Origin of the sequence: Acidithiobacillus sp. (assembly GCF_023229925.1) — a bacterium.
Lineage (GTDB): Bacteria > Pseudomonadota > Gammaproteobacteria > Acidithiobacillales > Acidithiobacillaceae > Acidithiobacillus.
In genome coordinates this window covers 344859-364308 of sequence record NZ_JALNYM010000002.1, presented here as the reverse complement: position 1 = coordinate 364308, position 19450 = coordinate 344859, and the positions used below count along the sequence as shown (strand labels likewise).

25 protein-coding genes and 1 pseudogene are annotated in these 19450 nt (G+C 60.2%); 19 read left to right on the top strand and 7 right to left on the bottom strand.

Going from position 1 to position 19450, the window contains the following annotated elements:
* Window position 1: 1 nt before the first annotated feature.
* The 4 genes from M0P56_RS08265 (at window position 2) to M0P56_RS08250 (ending at window position 5545) form a co-directional block, all read left to right on the top strand.
* Entirely contained in the window at window positions 2-3088 is a 3087-nt protein-coding gene (locus M0P56_RS08265; protein ID WP_291509573.1) for an efflux RND transporter permease subunit, read from the top strand.
* A gap of 378 nt (window positions 3089-3466) precedes the next feature.
* Window positions 3467-3895, top strand: coding sequence for an NUDIX domain-containing protein (locus tag M0P56_RS08260; protein ID WP_014027562.1), 429 nt, complete (start codon window positions 3467-3469; stop codon window positions 3893-3895).
* Window positions 3896-4087: 192 nt separating this feature from the next.
* A complete protein-coding gene (locus M0P56_RS08255; protein ID WP_291509572.1) occupies window positions 4088-4957 on the top strand; it encodes an alpha/beta fold hydrolase in 870 nt (289 codons plus the stop codon).
* Between the two features lie 135 nt (window positions 4958-5092).
* Entirely contained in the window at window positions 5093-5545 is a 453-nt protein-coding gene (locus M0P56_RS08250; protein WP_291509571.1) for a GNAT family acetyltransferase, read from the top strand.
* A gap of 291 nt (window positions 5546-5836) precedes the next feature.
* Here the strand turns inward: M0P56_RS08250 and M0P56_RS08245 are convergent.
* Window positions 5837-6349: pseudogene (locus tag M0P56_RS08245) on the bottom strand (transposase); the annotation flags it as partial.
* Window positions 6350-6489: 140 nt separating this feature from the next.
* Between M0P56_RS08245 and M0P56_RS08240 the strand changes: the two are divergent.
* From M0P56_RS08240 to M0P56_RS08215, 7 genes are all read left to right on the top strand, one after another.
* Window positions 6490-6780 carry a BrnT family toxin gene (locus M0P56_RS08240; protein WP_163096877.1) on the top strand — a complete coding sequence of 97 codons (291 nt, stop codon included), beginning with the start codon at window positions 6490-6492 and terminating at the stop codon, window positions 6778-6780.
* Window positions 6752-7030 carry a hypothetical protein gene (locus tag M0P56_RS08235; RefSeq protein WP_014027558.1) on the top strand — a complete coding sequence of 93 codons (279 nt, stop codon included), beginning with the start codon at window positions 6752-6754 and terminating at the stop codon, window positions 7028-7030. The genes M0P56_RS08240 and M0P56_RS08235 overlap by 29 nt, the downstream gene beginning before the upstream one ends.
* 411 nt (window positions 7031-7441) lie before the next feature.
* Window positions 7442-8785, top strand: a complete 1344-nt coding sequence (gene ltrA / locus M0P56_RS08230; protein WP_291509570.1) for a group II intron reverse transcriptase/maturase — start codon at window positions 7442-7444, stop codon at window positions 8783-8785.
* 172 nt (window positions 8786-8957) lie between these two features.
* Window positions 8958-9182, top strand: coding sequence for an addiction module protein (locus M0P56_RS08225; RefSeq protein WP_163097870.1), 225 nt, complete (start codon window positions 8958-8960; stop codon window positions 9180-9182).
* Entirely contained in the window at window positions 9179-9472 is a 294-nt protein-coding gene (locus M0P56_RS08220; RefSeq protein ID WP_291509569.1) for a type II toxin-antitoxin system RelE/ParE family toxin, read from the top strand. The genes M0P56_RS08225 and M0P56_RS08220 overlap by 4 nt, the downstream gene beginning before the upstream one ends.
* Window positions 9473-9605: 133 nt before the next feature.
* Window positions 9606-9836 (top strand): addiction module protein, encoded by a 231-nt coding sequence (locus M0P56_RS12410; protein ID WP_366110442.1) that lies wholly within the window; start codon window positions 9606-9608, stop codon window positions 9834-9836.
* The gene (locus M0P56_RS08215; protein ID WP_291509568.1) at window positions 9836-10132 is read left to right on the top strand and encodes a hypothetical protein; all 297 of its coding nucleotides are present in this window, start codon (window positions 9836-9838) and stop codon (window positions 10130-10132) included. Before M0P56_RS12410 ends, M0P56_RS08215 begins: the two co-directional genes overlap by 1 nt.
* A gap of 162 nt (window positions 10133-10294) precedes the next feature.
* On the opposite strand, the gene M0P56_RS08210 is transcribed toward M0P56_RS08215, so the two are convergent.
* On the bottom strand, window positions 10295-10549 hold the full coding sequence (locus tag M0P56_RS08210; RefSeq protein ID WP_291509567.1) for a Txe/YoeB family addiction module toxin: 255 nt from the start codon (window positions 10547-10549) through the stop codon (window positions 10295-10297).
* Window positions 10546-10797, bottom strand: a complete 252-nt coding sequence (locus M0P56_RS08205; protein WP_035191769.1) for a type II toxin-antitoxin system Phd/YefM family antitoxin — start codon at window positions 10795-10797, stop codon at window positions 10546-10548. The genes M0P56_RS08210 and M0P56_RS08205 overlap by 4 nt, the downstream gene beginning before the upstream one ends.
* Before the next feature lie 265 nt (window positions 10798-11062).
* Between M0P56_RS08205 and M0P56_RS08200 the strand changes: the two genes are divergently transcribed.
* From M0P56_RS08200 to M0P56_RS08190, 3 genes are read left to right on the top strand one after another with little or no spacing between them, the layout of a single operon-like run.
* A complete protein-coding gene (locus M0P56_RS08200; protein WP_291509566.1) occupies window positions 11063-11911 on the top strand; it encodes a ferritin-like domain-containing protein in 849 nt (282 codons plus the stop codon).
* A complete protein-coding gene (gene tsaD / locus M0P56_RS08195) occupies window positions 11904-12911 on the top strand; it encodes a tRNA (adenosine(37)-N6)-threonylcarbamoyltransferase complex transferase subunit TsaD (protein WP_291509565.1) in 1008 nt (335 codons plus the stop codon). The genes M0P56_RS08200 and tsaD overlap by 8 nt, the downstream gene beginning before the upstream one ends.
* Window positions 12911-13438, top strand: coding sequence for a tetratricopeptide repeat protein (locus M0P56_RS08190; RefSeq protein ID WP_291509564.1), 528 nt, complete (start codon window positions 12911-12913; stop codon window positions 13436-13438). Before tsaD ends, M0P56_RS08190 begins: the two co-directional genes overlap by 1 nt.
* Before the next feature lie 6 nt (window positions 13439-13444).
* Here M0P56_RS08190 and plsY read toward each other — a convergent pair whose 3' ends face one another.
* Window positions 13445-14041, bottom strand: coding sequence for a glycerol-3-phosphate 1-O-acyltransferase PlsY (gene plsY / locus M0P56_RS08185; protein WP_291509563.1), 597 nt, complete (start codon window positions 14039-14041; stop codon window positions 13445-13447).
* A 72-nt stretch (window positions 14042-14113) separates the two neighbouring features.
* On the opposite strand from plsY, the gene folB reads away from it, so the two are divergent.
* A complete protein-coding gene (gene folB / locus M0P56_RS08180; protein ID WP_291509562.1) occupies window positions 14114-14473 on the top strand; it encodes a dihydroneopterin aldolase in 360 nt (119 codons plus the stop codon).
* Between the two features lie 16 nt (window positions 14474-14489).
* Here folB and rimO read toward each other — a convergent pair whose 3' ends face one another.
* From rimO to M0P56_RS08165, 3 genes are read right to left on the bottom strand one after another with little or no spacing between them, the layout of a single operon-like run.
* Window positions 14490-15830, bottom strand: coding sequence for a 30S ribosomal protein S12 methylthiotransferase RimO (rimO, locus tag M0P56_RS08175; RefSeq protein ID WP_291509561.1), 1341 nt, complete (start codon window positions 15828-15830; stop codon window positions 14490-14492).
* The gene (locus M0P56_RS08170; protein WP_291509560.1) at window positions 15827-16210 is read right to left on the bottom strand and encodes a NifU family protein; all 384 of its coding nucleotides are present in this window, start codon (window positions 16208-16210) and stop codon (window positions 15827-15829) included. The genes rimO and M0P56_RS08170 overlap by 4 nt, the downstream gene beginning before the upstream one ends.
* A 5-nt stretch (window positions 16211-16215) precedes the next feature.
* Entirely contained in the window at window positions 16216-16956 is a 741-nt protein-coding gene (locus M0P56_RS08165) for a pteridine reductase (protein ID WP_291509559.1), read from the bottom strand.
* Window positions 16957-16965: 9 nt separating this feature from the next.
* On the opposite strand from M0P56_RS08165, the gene M0P56_RS08160 reads away from it, so the two are divergent.
* The 4 genes from M0P56_RS08160 (at window position 16966) to M0P56_RS08145 (ending at window position 19313) form a co-directional block, all read left to right on the top strand.
* Entirely contained in the window at window positions 16966-18093 is a 1128-nt protein-coding gene (locus tag M0P56_RS08160; RefSeq protein WP_291509558.1) for an SAM-dependent methyltransferase, read from the top strand.
* Complete coding sequence (locus M0P56_RS08155) at window positions 18090-18485, top strand: arsenate reductase (protein WP_291509557.1); 396 nt, start codon at window positions 18090-18092, stop codon at window positions 18483-18485. Before M0P56_RS08160 ends, M0P56_RS08155 begins: the two co-directional genes overlap by 4 nt.
* A 271-nt stretch (window positions 18486-18756) precedes the next feature.
* Window positions 18757-19086, top strand: a complete 330-nt coding sequence (locus M0P56_RS08150) for a hypothetical protein (protein ID WP_291509556.1) — start codon at window positions 18757-18759, stop codon at window positions 19084-19086.
* 98 nt (window positions 19087-19184) lie between these two features.
* The gene (locus M0P56_RS08145; protein WP_291509555.1) at window positions 19185-19313 is read left to right on the top strand and encodes a hypothetical protein; all 129 of its coding nucleotides are present in this window, start codon (window positions 19185-19187) and stop codon (window positions 19311-19313) included.
* Window positions 19314-19450 lie beyond the last annotated feature (137 nt).

The following is a 19450-nucleotide window of genomic DNA, read 5'->3' as shown; positions in this document are numbered from 1 at the left end:
CATGCATTTCACCGAACCCTTTATCCGCCGCCCCATCCTCGCCATTTCCCTGAGCCTGGTGCTGTTTTTCTTCGGGCTGCGCTCCCTCGGCCTGATGCCCATCACCGAGTATCCGCCCACCCACAGCTCCATGATCACAGTGACCACCCACTACTTCGGGGCGACCCCGAAGACCGTCAACGCTTTTATTACGGCGCCGCTGGAGAAAGCCGTCGGCCAAGCCCCCGGCATCAACTACATGACGGCGGTGAGTGAGGACGGCATTTCCATCCTCACCCTCTATATGCGCATGGGCGAAGATCCCAACGCGGCCTTGTCCCAGGTGCAGAGTAAGGTCAATACGGTCCTCAACCAGCTCCCTAAGGGGGTGATGCAGCCCGTGGTGCAGGAAATGTCCGGTTCCGGTGCCTACCTGATGTTGCTGAGCTACCATGGTAAAGGCTTCAATCAGCAGCAGATCACCGACTACCTGACCCGCGTGGTGCAGCCCGCCATTCAGTCGGTGCCAGGGGTGGGGCTGACTTCCATTCTGCCACCGGGCACCGGTCCCAACGGTAATACCTACGCCATGCGCGTCTGGCTGAATCCCCAGGAAATGGCCGTGCTGGGCATTACCCCCGCGCAGGTCAGTGCCGCACTGAGGCAGAATGATTTTGTTGCGGCGGTTGGGCGTCTGCGCGGTCAGTACACGGCGATTTCCCTGAGTGCCAACACCGCCTTGCACAGCGCCGCCGAGTTCCGCAATCTGGTGGTGGCGACGGTACATGGGGTGCCGATTCGTCTGGGACAGGTGGCCAAAGTTTCCCTGGGCGCCCAGACCTATGATTCATCGGTGATGGTGGACGGCCAGCCTGCGGTCAATATCGGCATCCAGCAGGCCCCCGGCAGTAACGCCCTGAAAGTGTCTCAGGGTATTCAAAAAGTCATGGCTCAGTTGGACTCGACTATGCCGCCGGGTATGCAGGGCTACACCATTTACAATGGCGCGCAATTCGTCAAAAGCTCCTTGCAGGAAGTGGAAGTCAATATCGCCCTCGCGCTGCTGGTGGTCATCCTGGTGATCTACTTCTTCATGGGCTCATGGCGAGCGCTGATCGTGCCGGTGCTCGCCATCCCAGTGGCGATGGTGGGGGCGATCACCATCCTCCATGCCCTCGGTTACACGCTGAATTTGCTTACCTTGCTGGCCATGGTGCTGGCCATCGGGCTGGTGGTGGATGACGCCATTATTGTGGTCGAAAACGTCCACCGACATATTGAAAACGGTGCCACGCCTTTGCACGCCGCCTTGGCCAGCGCCCGTGAACTGGCCAGCCCCATCCTGGTCATGGCGACGACGCTGGTGGCGGTTTTTGCGCCCATGGCCTTCATCGGCGGTCTGGTGGGGCATTTGTTCAGCGAATTCGCCTTTACCATTGTCGCCACGGTGCTGCTATCCATGGTGGCCGCCCTGACCCTCGCCCCCATGCTCGCCTCGCGGGTCCTGAAGGCCGGGCACGAAGGCCGGATGGCGCATCTGGTCGACCACGTTTTCGGGCGGCTCAAGGCCCTGTATGGGCGCACCTTGTTTCAGAGCCTACGGGTCTGGCCGGCGACGGTGACGCTGGCGCTGATCCTCACCGTCGGCATTTATTTCCTCTTCTCCATCAGTCAGAGCGAGCTCGCCCCGCCGGCCAATCAGGGCATCGTCTATGTCAACGGCGTCGCCCAGCCGACCGCGACCCTGGAGTACATGAATGCCTACGATAGTTACCTGACCAAGACGGTTTTCAATAAAATCGATAGTCGCAGCCACAGCTTCGCGGTCAATGGGGTGGGTATCGGCGGCATGTTGCTGAACAACGAGGTGATGGCGGGGGTGGTGCTCAAACCCGAGCGCGGCAATGTCACTACGCAGCAGGTCAAGGAGAAGGTGCAGAAACTGGCCGAGCAGGTGCCGGGCATGAAGCTTTCCGCCTTCGGCTTGCCGCCCTTGCCGGGAGCAGCCGTAGGGCTGCCGGTGCAGTTTGTGATCACCAGTACCGGCGGCGGTTATCATCCACTGGATGCGGTCTCCGGCAAGCTGGTACAGGAGGCCAGAGCCAGCGGTTTGTTCTCCTTCGTCTGCAAAAATCTGAAGTACAACAATCAGATCCAGGAAATTCATATCAACCGGCAGATGGCGGCCTCCTTCGGCCTGAGCATGGCGGATATCGGGCAGAATCTGGAAACCCTGCTGGGTGGTAACTATGTCAATTATTTCGACATGGACGGCCTCAGCTACCGCGTCGTGCCCCAGGTACCGCCCGCGCTACGCGCCAATCCGGATTTCCTGAAGGCCTACACCATCAAGACGCCATCCGGCGCGCAAGTGCCACTGTCCACCTTTGTCTCCCTGCAGTCGCGACCGGCACCCACCTTCCTGCCGCAGTTCCAGCAGTTGCCTGCGGTCTTCATTCAGGCGAATCCGGCACCGGGGGTGTCTTTGGGCCAAGCCCTGCAATTCCTGCGGGATCATGCCCAGAAAATCCTGCCCGCCGGAGATCAGATCCACTATGCCGGTGTCTCTCGTCAGTACATGCATCAGGGCAGTGCGCTGGTGGTCACCTTCGGTTTTGCGTTGTTGATGGTCCTGCTGCTGCTGGCGGCGCAATTCAACAGCTTCCGCGACGCCCTGGTGGTGCTCACCGCCGTGCCCGTCGCCCTTTTCGGGGCCTTGCTGCCCATCAGTCTGGGGGTCTCTAGTATCAATATCTACTCCGAGGTGGGGATGGTCATGCTCATCGGCCTGATCGCCAAACAGGGCATTCTTATCGTGCAATTTGCCCGTGTCATGCAGGAGGAAAAGCATTTCGACCGACGCCATGCGGTGGTGGAAGCGGCAACTCTGCGCTTACGCCCCATCCTCATGACGGTAGCGGCGATGATCGCCGGCGCCGTACCCCTGCTTTTCGCCAGTGGCGGTAATGCCGATGCGCGGTTCTCCATGGGACTGGTCATTGTCAGCGGTCTGAGCTTCGGGTCGCTGGTTTCGCTCTTTGTGATCCCGGCGTTTTATGTGTGGTTCGGGCAGGTGGTGCGGAAGCCGGAGAGGGATTTAGTGGTGTAGTTTTGTTATCGGTGCGCTGATTGTAGTGGTGGGCGCCTTTCGGGGCGCTTTTTCGTTGGAGGGGAGGGAATCATGGGGTGGATTGAGTAGGATCATGAATTGGTGTAGGTTTGTGGACAAGAATAGGTGGTGATCTGCATTTCTGTGCGGATTCGTTTGCGTGTGGCGTTCATCCGGAAAAATTTAGGCTGCTATAAATGTTGCAGGAGGGTGTTGGGTGCTTGATTTTCTGGGTGGCGGGTGGGGCTGGAAAAATTTAGGCGACGTGGGTAGTGTGGTATGTATGCTGCCTAAATTACGTTAGGCATTTACTCTTCGCCCATGAAATATTGTCCGCTTTGTCAAAGTGATCTTGTCAGTCGTCCGGTGGAGGGAGACATGCGGCTCGCTTGTTCATCGCAGCAGTGTAAGTTCGTGCACTGGAACAATCCCATTCCTGTCGTCGCGGGCTTAGTTCGGTGCAATGGTCAGTACGTCTTGGCAAGAAATGCCTCCTGGCCGCCAGGTATGTTTTCCCTGATCACCGGGTTTCTTGAGCATGGCGAGTCGCCGGAGAGCGCCATCCTTAGAGAAACGGAAGAGGAGCTTGGTCTTACGGGCCATGAATGCAAATTCATAGGTCATTTCGCTCTCCCAGAATTTAATCAACTTATTATCGCTTTCGCCGTCGAGGCCTATGGGCACGTCAAGTTGAACGAAGAAATCGCAGAGGTACAACTGGTCGCGCATGACCAACTCGCTACGTTCGATTTCGGGTGCCTTGAGCTAACCAACACAGTCGTCTCGCATTGGCTGAAAAATGCCTAACCCGGCGCTCAACCTCGCTCCCTTCGGTCGCTGGACGCTGCGCGATAAAGCCGCGCAGCGCCGGTTAGCTCTACGTTGTGCCGACGTGGCATGTCATGTTCGGAAGGCCGATGGATTGTCGACCTACGGCTGCCGTGATCACGCGAACGCCACAACGAGTATCTGAGGAGGCATCCGCTGGAGCGTTCTGACGTGGAGTTCGTCGTTGAAGGTGAGCGGTGCGCGGGCTGCCTCTACCTTCCATCGCAGGGGAAGCGACCGGTCTCGTGCGTGGTGATGGCGCATGGTACAACCGGCACGAAGGATTTCGGCCTGCCCGCGTACGCAAAGCGCTTCTCGGCCGCAGGGCACGCGGTACTCGTGTTTGACTATCGCCACTTCGGCAGCAGTCAAGGTGAGCCTCGGCAGCTCATCGATGTGGGACGTCAACTTGAAGACGTCCGCGCAGCTGTCGCCTTCGCCCGGTCGCGTCCGGAGATAGATGCCGACCGAATCGTCCTATGGGGAACGTCGCTCGGTGCCGGACACGCTATATCGGTGTCAGCATCCGATCCGGCTCTAGCGGCCGTGATTGCGCAGTTACCGTTCCTGGGTGTGGACACGCGACACAAGAGTCCCCGACCCTTGTGGGTGACCCTGAAGCTCTTCGGCCTAGCCATCGGTGATGTTGTTGGAGGCCTGGTCCGTCGGGCTCCGGTGATGGTGCCGATGCTCGGTCTACCGGGTCAGTTCGCGGTCTTTACTGGGGCAGAGGACTACGAGTCGATGCGCGAGTTGGAAGCCCGGGCCCCTACCTGGAGGAACCAGATGGCCGCCCGATCCCTGTTCTCGCTGCTTCGGTACAGGCCGGCGAAGCTGGCGCGGCAGGTACGCATCCCGCTTCTGATTGCAGTGGCTGACGGCGACACGGCAACTTCCATGCGACTCATTGAGGAAGTAGCTCATCGCGATCGCACGGAGTTCCTCCACTATCCCGGCGGCCACTTCAGCGCATACACGGGTCCTGTGTTCGAGCAGATGGTGGCCGACGAGATCGCGTTTGCCGCGAGGCATCTGACGTGAGTGACGCCACACGGCCTGTCGATGCCAGCTTGCGACTCGTGGCGCAATGCCCGGCGCGGCACAACAACAGCATGCAGCTGACGGCGCTCCGCGCCGCCGCTGATGCTGAGCGTTAGGCCCCACAAAGACAGAGCAATGCTCACCATCCGCGAGTACAACAATTCAACAGACCGGGCCGAAGTGATCGCACTTTGGCGCCAGGTATTCGGCTACGAAACGGCGCACAACGATCCGGCGTTGGCAATCGACAAGAAGGTTGCCGTCAAAGACGGTCTGTTCCACGTTGCTGCCGAACAATCGGCAATCGTCGGCACAATCATGGCCGGCTACGATGGTCACCGAGGGTGGCTCTACGCCGTCGCTGTTCATCCTGAGCGTCGCCGCACAGGGTTAGGCGCTGAACTGGTCCGCTTTGCGGAAGCGGCACTTGCGAGAGCCGGTTGCATGAAGATCAATCTCCAACTACTTGCATCCAATGAGGCCACTGCGGCCTTCTACAAGTCTCTGGGCTATTCGGTTGAACCTCGAGTGAGCATGGGCAAGGTGCTGCATGTCAATGGCCCGGAAGCAGTGTGGCCTAACGAATAAGGTTAGATCGTGCGAAGCCACGATCTGAACCGTTTGTTGGACGAGCCCGGTTCTGAGCGCCGACCGAGCCGCACAGAAAATATGTATTTGGGAAGTGCCCCGGTTTGGAGTTTCACCGGGAGGATGTGGGCTACCCCGCCCGCTTCATGCCTGCCGTTGCGGCAGCCGATGCCCGTTTTATTCGTTGGCCGGTCGATGCTGCTGCGAATGGCCCAGATTCAAGGCAAGCCAGCGCCTCAGCTTGCGGGTGCTGACTCCCGATACCTGCCGAAGGGCGTGGCGCTTACATGGTCAATGCGCCCCCTCGGGGGCAATTGGCGTTGGCATGCCCCCTGAGCATCCCGACCGAATCCGCGTTCGCACGATCATCATCACCGCACCGCAGCAAGCGCACAGAATCGGCGCGCGCTGCTTGACCCACGCCGCTGCCCGGCCCGGAGCGAACCTGAGCAGCACATGCAGCAAGTCGATCAAGCGCTTGCAGTTGGGGTGCAGAAAGCCGAAGTTGCGTGCACGCCTGAATCCCTTGGGCAGCACATGCTGCAACACCAGCCACAGGAACTGCGCGCCGGACACGGTGCGCCGTTCCAGCTTCACGGTCTTTCCGTTGCGATAACGGAAGCTGACCTGGCTGGCGGTGCAGGCGAGGATGTCTTTCTCGGCGATGACGCCCCGGTAAAGATAGCGTCCCAGATAGATGAGCGCCTTCTCGCCCGTGCCAACGGATTTGCAATCCACCACCCACGTCATGGGGTAATGATCTGGCAAGGTCAATCCAGCCGCTTCGATGCTCGCCAGCAGCTTCGTCCAACCCGGCGGTCAACCGGACCTGCGCAAAAGCCGCGCAGGCCGGTTACCTCCACGTGATAGAGGTTGGCCAGTGTGCAGATAATTCACCATATTTTTATATGGAATCTCATGCGCCATTCTGCTAAGCTAATTTCATGAAGAAAACTCGGTTTGAGTGGGACGAAAACAAGGATGCTGAAAACCAGGAAAAACATGGAATGCCGTTTTCTCTGGCACAGTATGCCTTCGCCGACCACCGCCGTGTCATAGCCGAAGACCTCACTCACAGTGAAACTGAAAAACGCTATTTCTGTTTCGGCGAGGTCGATGGCGGCATTCTCACCGTCCGCTTTACCTATCGCGGCAGTGTGATTCGTATATTTGGCGCCGGTTACTGGCGAAAGGGAAAGGCAATTTATGAGCACGAAAATCAAATACACCGATGAGCCCATTGAGGCCAAGGTCATTCAAGATTTTCTCCCTCCACCCGAAGAACTTGCCTTTCGGGAGGAAGGGGTGAAGGTGACCATGGCTCTTAGCAAGAAGAGCGTTGAGTTCTTCAAAGCTGAGGCCACGAAACACCATACCCAGTATCAGCGCATGATCCGCAGGCTCATCGATAGCTACGTGGATGCCTATGACAAACCTCTAACGTCGCGCTCAACTCGGACCGCCCACAAGCGGGCGTCCGGTTAGCTCCACGTGTGCGCCGGGCATGGCGCGTTACTTCATGGGTGAAAGTCCTATGGCCAGGTCTGCAGAGCCGAAGGCAAGGAGAAGGGCAAGGGCGTCGTCGCGAGGCGGGGTCTGAAGGAAGCCCAATCCGAAACGGCGGGGCGATGAACAAAAACCGGATATGAGGCGTGATGCATCCGGGACGATCGGGCGCGTGACCGCGAAGTCCTCCATCTGCGATTGGGTGCATTTTGTAAATCCGGCGTTTACGCCGCGAAGGTAACGTGTCTTACCCCGGGAGATCTCCCCGGTTCTTCAAGAGATCGAAGCGGGGCGCCTGGAAACGGGCGCTGAATACCGTGGAGAAGTCAGCAGAGGGCATAGTAGGTGGCAGCCGCCGCCGAAGGCCCGAACGATGGAAGACAAAGGACCATGACGAAGAGCAACGGGAACGCATCAGACCTCCGGCGCAAGCTGGCGGCGGCCATGCCGCCGGATGAACCCGTGGCTGGATCGGATGGACAACCCGAGTCGATTCCTCCCCGCGCGTTGCTGGCCCAAGTGCTGGACCGGGCCAACCTGCAACGCGCCTTGAAGCAAGTGCGCCGGAACCAAGGCACGCCGGGCATCGACGGCATGACGGTCGATGAATTACCGGAATACCTCAAGTACCACTGGCTGGAAATCCGCGCGCAACTGGAAACGGGGCACTACCGCCCGCAACCGGTCAAGCGCGTGGAGATCCCCAAGGGCGACGGCAAGACGCGACCCCTTGGCATCCCCACGGTGCTCGACCGCTTCATCCAGCAAGCCATCGCGCAAGTGCTATTCGCGCAATGGGATCCCCACTTCCACCCGCACAGTTACGGCTTCCGCCCCAACCGCTCGGCGCACCAGGCGATCCGCCATGTGCAAGCCACGATTCGTCAAGGCTACGGCTGGGTGGTCGATATGGACCTGCAAAGCTTTTTTGACCGGGTCAACCATGACCGGCTGATGGCGCGACTGAAGAGTCGTTGCCCTGATACCGGCCTACTGCGCCTGGTCAATCGCTTCCTGAAGGCGGGCGTGAGCGTCGGTGGACACATCGAGCCGACGACGATGGGCGTGCCGCAAGGCGGCCCACTCTCGCCAGTGCTGGCCAATGTGGTGTTGGATGAGCTGGATTGGGAACTGGACCGGCGTGGCCACCGCTTCGCCCGTTATGCCGACGACGCCAATATTCTGGTGAAGAGCAAACGCGCGGGCGAGCGGGTGATGGGCAGCGTGACACGCTACGTCAGCGACACACTGAGGCTCACAGTGAATCCGCTGAAAAGCGCGGTGGACCGACCCTGGAAGCGCAAGTTTCTGGGCTTCACGGTCAGCCGCAACGACAAGAAGCTGAAAGTGGCCGACAAGGCCCTCGACAAGCTGAAAGATCGGGTGCGGGAACTGACCCGTCGTACACGAGGCAACCGCATAGAAGTGATCGCGGCGGAGCTGAGAGAAAGCCTGCTTGGTTGGAAAGCGTATTTCGGCATTACCGAGGTACTGAGCCCTCTGCGCGACATCGACAAGTGGGTACGACGCAAGTTGCGCTGCTACGTCTGGAAACAATGGGGGCCGGCGGGCTACAGGGAACTACGCAAGCGCGGGGTAACGGTGCGCGAAGCGTGGAACACCAGCAAGTCGGCGCATGGGCCGTGGCGATTGTCGAAGACACCCGCCCTGGCTCTGGCGTTACCCTTGCGCTACTTCGAGACCCTGGGAGTACCGAGCCTTGCAGCACGGTAAGAATTCAATTCATCGAACCGCCGGATACGTGACCCGTTCGTCCGGTGGTGTGGGAGGGAGGGGCCGTGAGGCTTCTTCCTATCCCGATTGGGCATCTCGTTGGACATTTCTCCTTCACTCGGCACCAAACTCGCGGTATAACTTTAATATTATCTTTACGGAGACATTGGCCATGGGAAATCAACTCGAATTGCTCGAAGCCGAAGCCCTGAAACTAACTGCAGGGGAACGCGCAGCTTTCGCTCAGCTATTGCTCGCTAGTCTCGACGAAGATACCGAGATTGAGGAAGCGTGGGCCGCCGAAACCGAGCGCAGAATTGCTGACATCGAAAGTGGGGTGTTGCAAGTCATTCCGATTGCTGACGCTCTGGCACAGGTCCGTGCAGCGCTGAAGTGAAGCTCGTCGTTGCTCCACCGGCGCTCGCTGAACTGCATGACGCAGCAGCATTCTATACGCTGAAGGCGGGTGTCGAGCTTGGTCTCGCGCTTGTGGCTGAGTTTGAACGAACGGCCAATCTCGTTCTGGACAACCCTCTGCTCGGTGCTGTGTTCCGAAGCAAGCGCCGGCGATATATCTTCCGTCGATTCCCATATAGCATCATCTATCAGGTCACCGCAGAGGAGCTTCGAATTCTCGCCGTGGCGCATCACAGGCGTCGTCCCGGCTACTGGGCGCAACGGAAGTAGTACGCAGTGTCACTTCGATCAGCGATGCCCAAAACCCATCGTTCAAGCGGGACGCGCCAAAAGCGGCGTACCCCTTAAACACGTTGGGCCTGCCACCTTTACCTTAACGTTGGCCTTGATTTATATTAGGTCCATGCCTACTCCCACTGCCACTATTGAATACATGAAGTTGTCCGTTTCCGAGCGCATCCAGCTCGTTGAGGACATATGGGATAGCATTGCTGCAGAGGCACCTGATACTGTTGAATTGTCACAAGCTCAAAAAGATGAGTTGCATCGTCGCGTTGCTGCGCATCGTGCTGACCCTTCCACCGCCATCCCATGGGAACAGGTTCGATCCAAATTATTTCCGAGTAAACCCTGATGTTGGTCATGCTCCGTCCAGAGGCAGAGCATGAGCTTCTGGAAGCGCAGACTTGGTATGAATCAAAAGCGCTGGGGCTTGGTTTTGAGTTCGCCCGTGCCGCTGACGCGGCAGTTGCGTCTGCGCTTCGTAATCCCTTCGGGCATTTGCGCATCGAAGAAGAGTTCCGGCGTGTGTTATTCCGCAAATTTCCCTACACGCTAATCTATCTACCAAGTCCGGATGAGTTGCTGGTAGTTTCATTCTTTCATCAGCACCGTGAGCCTGGTGTTTGGATAGAGCGGTTTAATAGCTGATACCCATGGAGCATCACGTTTGCGAACACATTCAGCCCAACCCTTCGTTCGAGCGGGACAGCCCCGAAGTGGGCTGCCCCTCAACTTTACGGTGCGCCGGGCATGGCGCGTTACTTCATAGATGCGCTGAAAAGCGCGGTGGACCTATCCCGATTGGGCGTCTCAGTAGTGGAAACGCAACTGAGCAATCATCAATGCATCACCTTCTATTCGATACACCATGCGATGCTCATCTGTAATACGACGTGACCAAAATCCTGAAAGAGCATGCTTCAGTGCTTCGGGTTTGCCAACTCCCGCGAAGGGTTCACGCTGTGTCTCACGTATCAGCTTATTGATTCGCTCGACCATGCGCTGGTCTTGCTTCTGCCAATATAGGTAGTCTTCCCATGCATCGTCAGAGAAGATCAGCCTCACTTCGCCAGCTTCCGCTCAACGCCTTTACCGGCGTTCAGTTGTGCGACGGCAGCGAGAAGGCGCTTGGCGTTGGCGGGGGTACGCAAGAGGTAGGCGGTTTCCTCCAGCGCCTTGTAGTCTTCGAGCGAGAGCATCACGACGGACTGTTCTCCATTGCGGGTAATGATCAAGGGTTCGTGGTCGTCGCAAACGCGGTCCATGGCGCTGGCGAGGTTTGCACGAACGGTGGTATAGGTAATCGCATCCATAACAAGCCTCCAAGCATGTACGTTTTACTGTACATGCTTGGAGGCGGCTTGTCTAGCGCGACGGTGCAGACCGTTGAGCGACAAGAACGGCGCGGTAGTTCGACGGAAGAGCGGATCGGCGGCGATCGTGTTGGCTTTGGCCTCTGATGTGAGATTACCTGGCCATAGTGGACAGTCCCGTTTCAGGAGGATGCCGGAAGCCCTTATCAAGCGGTGTGTGCTATATTTTCATCCCTGCAAAAGGCCGGAAACGGGTGTGTGCGGTATGGATGAAATAAGCGGAAAGCATCAGGCAGGGGCTTGTGGCGGGGCCGGTGCGGCCTTTGATGCGATGGACCCTGACGAAAAAGTGGCTCTGGTGCAGGCCTTGCGCTGGCCGCTGTCGGCTTCAGCAGGCGCGCCATTCTGTTCGACGACGCCGGGCCGTCCGGCCCAACCATTGCTCGTGGAGCCCAAAAATTTATCGCGGCGTCGCGCGCTGACCACTGTGGCTGGTCGATTTGCCTTGCTCCATGCCCTCGCCCACATTGAATTCAATGCCATCAACCTCGCGCTGGATGCGATTTGTCGCTTCCCCGGTCTACCCGATGATTTCTACCGCGACTGGTTGCGGGTGGCACAGGAAGAGGCGGAGCATTTCGTCCTGTTGCGCGAGCAATTGCGACGCCTCGGTGGCGATTATGGTGATCTGCCCGCCCACGATGGTCTCTGGGAAATGGCCCTGGACACGGCGGCGGACCCGCTGGAGCGCATGGCGCTGGTGCCGCGCGTGCTGGAGGCGCGAGGGCTGGATGTCACCCCGGCCATGCGCGAACGACTGCTGGCCGCAGGGGATGCAGAAGCGGCCGCCGTGCTGGAGCGCATTGAACGCGACGAGCGCGGGCATGTAGCGGTGGGCAGCCGCTGGTTTCGCTATCTCTGTGCGCAACGTGGCCTGGAGCCGGATAGCACCTTTAAGACGCTTTTGCAGCAGCGTTACCGGGGACGGATTCAGGGGCCGCTGGCACTGACGGCGCGGCGCGCGGCGGGTTTTTCGGAGCCGGAGCTGGACTGGTTGCAGAGTTGCGTCGGACAGCCCGTCGCCACGAAACCGGAGGCGAGGCGTCATGATTGAGCGGATACTGGGCATTGAAAGCTCTTGCGATGAAACGGGGCTCGCCTTGTATGACCGCCAGCGTGGCCTGCTCGGGGAAGTGCTGTTCAGCCAGATTGCCATCCATGCGCCCTACGGCGGCGTCGTGCCGGAACTGGCATCGCGGGACCATGTGCGCCGTCTGCCCTTGCTGCTCGACGAGCTGCTGGCGCAGACCGGCGGGCGGCGTCCTGACGCCATCGCCGTCACTGCCGGGCCGGGGCTCATCGGTGCCCTGCTGGTGGGGGTAAATTTCGCCCGCGGTCTCGCCATGGGCTGGGATATTCCTGTGATCCCCGTGCATCATCTGGAAGGTCATCTGCTGGCGCCGCTACTGAATGACGTGGACCCCTTCCCTGCGGTGGCCTTGCTGGTTTCCGGTGGGCATACGATGCTGGTGGAAGTCCTGGGTATCGGCGACTATATTTTGTTAGGGGAGACGCTGGACGATGCGGCCGGTGAAGCCTTCGACAAGGCGGCGAAGATGATGGGACTGGGCTATCCCGGCGGGCCAGCGCTGGCCGCCCTGGCGGAGGGGGGAGATGCCCAGGCTTTTCGCCTGCCGCGGCCGCTGCTGGACCGGCCGGGACTGGACTTCAGCTTCAGCGGTCTGAAAACGGCCTTCCGTCTGGCCTCCATGCCCATCGCGCCCGACGATGGGCAAAAGCGGGCTGACTTGGCCGCCAGTTTTCAGGCCGCGGTGGTGGAGACGCTGTTCAGGAAATGCCAGCGCGCCCTGCAGCAGACCGGGCTGAGGCGTCTGATCGTGGCGGGCGGGGTCGGCGCCAACCGGGCGCTGCGGGCCGCCCTGAACGGCCTGGTGTCTGAAGGTGTCGAAGTCTTTATAGCTGATCTCGCGCATTGTACGGACAACGCGGCGATGATCGCCCTGACCGGTGCCCTGCACACGGAGCGGGCCCAGGCAGCCACAGCGGACTTCCCGGTGCGGGCGCGCTGGTCCCTGACGGAGGAGGAAGCGTGATGAACGAGCCATTTTCTCTGGATATGATCGTCGACGATCTGGCGGCACAGGATGTCGACTTTCAGGAGGGCCTGGACTGGCAGCAGACGGATCATCCGCAGGAAGCGGCCATCGCCTTCAGGCGTGCACTGGAGCATGGCCCGAAGAGCGCGGTGATCTGGACCTTCTACGCCTGGGCACTGTCTGCTTCCGGCGACCCACACGGGGCCATTGCTGCCTGCCGCCGCGCCATCGCCTGTGATGCGGAGTGGGGGCAGGCGTGGAATGATCTCGGTGAATATTTGATGGATACCGGTCGTGAAGATGAAGCCCTCTTCGTGATTCGTCGCGCCCTCAAGGCCCAACGCTTCGACAGTCCGCATCTGGCGCAGATGAATCTCGCCCGTTATTACCTATACAAAGGCAGCATGCGCCGTGCCCTGGCTGCGGCGCAGGAGGCCCAGCGGTTGGTCCCTGGTTTTCGCCCGGCGGCGCGACTGGCGGACTGGATCAGCGAGCGGATGCAGGAGTGGAACATCAAGGATTGACGAGCCTTAACGCTTTTTGAAGGGACGTTCGCTGCCATCCAGCAGACGGCGGATATTGCTGCGGTGCCGCCAGAGGATCAGCAGTACCAGCACCAGGATGAGCACCCGCATACTCGTCGCAGAAGATACCGCAAAGACGATGGGCACCGCGCTGACCGCCGCCAGCAGCGCCGCCATGGACGAAACGCGCGTCACCGCAAACACCAGTATCCACAGTCCCAATATCGACAAGCCCAGCACCGGCAGGAGCGCCAGCAGAATACCCAGCGCCGTGGCCACCCCTTTGCCGCCGCGAAAACCAAAAAACACCGGATAGAGATGGCCGAGAAAGGTGGCGAGGGCCACGGCGGCCAGTGCCCAGTCTTCCAGCCCGAGCAAGCGGGCGATGACGATGGGGATGACGCCCTTGATCAGGTCGCCGAGCAAGGTCAGCAAGGCGGCCTTTTTGCCGCCAATGCGCAGGATGTTGGTGGCGCCGGGATTACCCGATCCGGACTGGCGCGGGTCCCCCAGACCCAGGGCGCGCGCCACCAGAATGGCGGTGGCAATGGAACCGACGGCATATCCTCCGCCGATCAGGGCAACATCCAGAAGAAGTGACATGCAGTGCTTTAGCCGGAAAATTGGTTATTATAGGCCGAGCTGCGGCGGATTGCCGCTTTTTTCGGGATGACCATGGATATTCTTTTTGTACGTGAACTGAAGGTGGACACCCGCATCGGCATCTACGACTGGGAACGCCAGATCAAACAGACGGTGCTCGTCGATCTGGATATTGCCGCGGATGCGGGGGCTGCGGCACGGACCGACAAGGTGGAGAACACCATCAACTACCAGACCATCTGCCAGCGCCTGGTCGCCCATATCGCCGCGTCAGAAGTGGAACTGGTGGAAACCCTGGCCGAGCAGATTGCCGATATCATTCGCAGTGAATTCGGTGCGGCCTGGGTGCAGGTGACGGTGCACAAACCCGCCGCCGTGCGCGGAACACGGGATGTGGGGGTGCGGATCGAACGGGGCAGTCGCCTGCCTTGAGCGACCAAGGGCCCGATCAGGCGGACACCAGCACCCCATGCAAATCATGGGCATCCGCCCGGGTGATCTCCACCTCCACCCAGTCTCCGACCTGTAACCCCGCCGCCTTGCCCAGATGCACCACACCATCGATCTCCGGGGCATCGCTGGCGGAGCGGGCGATCACCTTGCCGCCCCGGCCCACTGCGTCCACCAGCACCCGCTGACGCTGGCCCACCCGGCGTTGTAGGCGCCCTTGGCTGATGGCTTCCTGCACGGCCATGAATGTGGCGCGACGTTCTTCTTTGACCGGCTCCGGCACCGCTCCGGCGATCGCGTTGGCGGGCGCGCCTTCCACGGCCGAATACGCGAAACAACCGACCCGATCCAGCTCCGCCGCCCGCAGAAAATCCAGTAACTCCGCAAAGTCCGCATCGGTCTCGCCGGGGAAGCCGACGATGAAAGTGCTGCGGATAGTCAGGTTCGGGACTGCCTGGCGCCAGGCCAGAATTCGGTCGAGGGTCTTTTCGGCGGCAGCGGGGCGGCGCATGGCCTTGAGGATGCGCGGACTGCCGTGCTGCAGGGGTACATCCAGATAGGGCAGAATTTTACCGGCCGCCATCAGGGGCAGGAGTTCGTCAATGTGCGGGTAGGGGTAGACGTAGTGCAGACGCACCCAGACGCCGAGCTCGCCCAGTGCTGCGCAGAGATCGGTGATGCGGGTCTTGAGCGGGCGGCCGTCGTGGAAAGCGGTGCGATATTTGCGGTCCACCCCGTAAGCGCCGGTGTCCTGGGAAATCACCAGCAGTTCTTTGACGCCGCCCGCCACCAGCGCCTCGGCCTCGCGCAGAATATCGTCCGGCGCGCGGCTGACCAGCTTGCCGCGCATGCTGGGGATGATGCAGAAGCTGCAGGACTGATTGCAGCCCTCGGAGATTTTCAGATAGGCGTAGTGGGGCGGCGTCAGGCGCAGGCCCTGGGGCGGGACCAGGTCGGTGTAAGGGTCGTGGGCCGGAGGGAGTGCCTCGTGAATCGCGTCGAGCACGGCACTGGCCTGATTGGGGCCGGTGACGGCGAGCACCTTGGGATGGGCGCCGCGCACAAAGTCGCCGCCCTCGCGGGCACCCAGACAACCGGTGACCACCACCTTGCCGTTCTCATCCAGCGCCTCGCCGATGGCTTCCAGGGATTCCTCCACCGCCGCGTCGATAAAGCCGCAGGTGTTGACGACGACCACATCGGCGCTGGCGTAATCCCCCACCAGCAGATAGCCCTCGGCGCGCAACTGGGTGAGGATGCGCTCGCTGTCCACCGTGGCCTTGGGGCAGCCGAGGCTGACGAAGCCGACTTTGGGCGGTGTATTCGCGCTCGCCTTCAAAAGGTATTGCTCACGCTGACCACTCCCGGCACCGCGCCGACGATACGCTCGACCACCTGTTTGAGATCGATGACGGCATTGGGGCAACCGGCGCAGGCGCCTTTCATGCGGACCCGCACGTCGCGTTCGATGATTTCCACCAGCTCGATATCGCCGCCATCGCGGTGGAGAATGTGGCGTACCGTCTGCACCGCTTCGGTGACAGCCGCAGGGTCGGGCAGAGGATCGTCGGGTCCGTAGCGTTTCTGGCGGTCGAGTCCGCGTTCGGCCATGGCCTGGGCGTGGGCGATTTTGGCCGCAGCAAGGGGGTCTTCCGCCTCCAGGGCGTCCAGTTCGTCTTCGCTGTAAAAGCGGATGGGGGATTTTACGGTTGGGCTCATGGCCGTCAATATAACATGCGACCGCCATCGACGACGAGATTGTGGCCAGTGACATAGGGTGCGTCGAAGAGCAGATAGCGGACGGCGTCGGCAATATCCTGCGGGTTGCCGACGCGCTTGAGGGCGTTGCGTTCGATGAGTCCCTGCTGGTCGCCGTCGGGCGGGTCTTTATCCTCGGCCCAGAGCACCACGCCGGGCGAGACGCTGTTGACACGGATCTCTGGCCCCAGTTCTTTGGCGAGGGCGCGGGTAAGGGCCAGCAGACCTGCTTTCGTCACACTGTAGGGCAGATAACCGCGCAGGGGGATTTCGGCGTGGATGTCGCCGATGTTGACGACGGCGCCGCCGCTTTTCCGCAAATGCGGTGCGGCCGCCTGGGTCAGAAAGAGGGGCGCGCGCAGATGCACGGTCTCCATCACCGCCCAGTCTCCCGGCGTGATTTCGCCGAAAGGCGCAGGGGCGTACAGCGAAGCGTTGTTGACGAGCCCGTCCAGGCGGGCAAAATGCCCGATAGCGGCATCAATCAGGTGGGCGGGCGTTTCTGGGTCAGCCAGGTCGCCCGCGATCAACAGGGGGTCAGCTCCATGCCGCGCGCGCAACTCCTGCGCCAGGGCTTCGGCCTCGGCGGCGGATCGCTTATAATGCAGGGCGAGCTGACAGCCTTCCGCGGCGAGATGGCGGGCAATGGCGGCGCCTACCCTGCGGGCGGCGCCAGTGATAAGAACGACTTTTCCGGTAGCTTTCAAGAGGTGTCCATGCGCGCAGAGCGTCCCGATTTTTTAACCCATTCTCACGGGGCGCGCAAGACAAGTCTGCCCGTCCCGGACGCCGATGCGCTGGCCCACTCGGCCGCACTGTTGACCCATATCCGGCGGGAAATCGATGCCGCAGGTGGGATGATCCCCTTTCGTCGTTATATGGAGCTCGCCCTCTATACACCGGGGCTGGGCTACTACATGGCGGGGCAGACCCGCTTCGGTGCGGCGGGCGACTTCGTCACGGCACCGGAAATGGGACGGGTGCTGGCCGCCGTGCTGGCGCGGACCTTGCGGCCTGATTTGGGGCCGGACGGCATACTCGAATTCGGCGGTGGGAGTGGCGCACTGGCCGGCCAGATCCGGGACATTTTGCCGGACACCCCCTACACCCTGCTCGAACCCAGTCCCGATTTGCAGGCGCGGCAGCGGGCAGTCGTGGCCGGTGTTCAGCATCTACAGACCCTGCCGGAGCATTGGCGCGGCGTGATGCTCGCCCACGAAGTGCTGGACGCCATGCCAGTGCAGGTGCTGGAGCTGGGCGCCTCGGGGCAGTTGCACGAATGCGGTGTGCGCTGGAATGGCGCCGCTCTGGACTGGGCGATGTTGCCTCCACCGGTCGCTGCGCCTCTGGTGGCACGGCTGGCGCCCTATGTAACGCATTGGCCCCGGCCCTATCGGACGGAAATCAATCTCACCGCCGAATCCTGGCTGCGCGAGGTCGCCGCCCGCCTGGACTCCGGCGCTATCCTATTGATTGATTACGGGCACGAGGCGGCGGAGTATTATCATCCGCAGCGGCAGACGGGCAGCCTGCGCGCCTATTATCGCCACCACTGGCTGGATGATCCCTTTTATCTGCCGGGCCTCTGCGACCTCACCGCCCATGTGGATTTCACCGCGCTGATGACCGCTGCGGTGGAGGCCGGGCTGGTGGTGGCCTTTTATGGCCATCTCGCCCGCTTTCTGGTGGAACACGGGCTGGCCGAGGTGTATGGCACCCTCTGCGCGCAGGCGGGTGACGACGGCCGCTTCGCCCTGAATAATGAGGTCAAACGGCTCACCCTGCCGCAGGAAATGGGCGAGAGCTTCAAGGTTTTGATTCTGAAAAAGCGGGAGAACGTATGAGCATCCAGATTTACGGCATTCGCCACTGCGACACCATGAAAAAAGCCTTTGCCTGGCTGGACAGCCATGGGCTGGAGTACAGCTTTCACGATTACAAAAAAACCGGGGTGCCAACGGTGGAACTTCGCCACTGGGTGGAGCGCTGGGGTTGGGAGGCCCTCATCAATCGCAAGGGCACTACCTGGCGGCGCTTGTCTGAGCGCGAGCGCGAAGTTGCTGATGCCGAAGCCGCGATAAAACTGATGGCGGCGCACCCCAGTATGATCCGACGGCCGATATGGATGGATAGGGATCGGGTTTTGTTGGGTTTTGATGCGGAGGTGTGGGAAAAGGCACTTGCGAATATTCCCCATGCCCCGTGTAACTCGTCGTTAGTAGCCTATCGGATATAATTTCCCAATTTCCCTAGCCATATAAAGAAACTTTTCCCGCCCAAGAAATACCCTCCACTGCCTTAGGTGGCAGTCTTATGCGCGCTAGCGCCCGCAATAACCAAAAATGTGCTATAATTACAATGTCCGGTTACCGGACGGGGCGCCCCCCCCATGCCTTCTTCCCCGCCAACACCATCGTTTCGTTGCTCTATGTCTTGGGGGACGGGTCCTCGGCGTAAGCGCGGACGCGCGATGGACCTATCGCACACAGCTATACAGGAGAGTGAATATGAACAGATGGATGGCCACTATGGCCGGTATACTGCTTGCTGGCAGCTTTGCTGCCGGAGCCCAGGCGAGTACGGACGGGGCATCGGCCTCTTATCCGCTCACGCATAACCAGACCATTAACCAGATGAAAGCGCAGCTCAACCGTGAAGAGATCGCACAGCACCAGTTGGAAGAAAGGATTGTCACTCTGAAGGCTCACCATGACCAGGCGGGCGTGATGCGCGCAGAGCAACGCCTGAGATCCAAGAAGGCCGATATTGAGGGGCTCAGAGGAAAGTTGCATGATGCGATGACCAATGGTGAAGGATACCGGCGCAATAGGCATTAAAGCCTGGTGATACAATCACTCCAGATTGACTATTGACCGCGAACACAGCGGTTATCTGTATATTTCATATCCCAAGCACCTGCATAGGGGAAAGAGTTATGAGCAAAATACAGCAGAGCAATAAAGAAACCAAGAAGCAGCCGACGATGACGCCCAAAGAGAAGAAAAAGGCCAAACAGACCAAGAAAAGCTCAGGCGGTATGGATGTCACCATCGTTCCCCACTGAAATCACCGGCGACCGGTCAGGAAATATGTGGAGGAATGCGTGATGCCTTGACGCGTTACCAGGTTATTCCGAGGAGGGCGTCATAACTACAAAAAAATTAGAGTTCTCATCCTGTGTAAAAAACGCCCTGAACAATG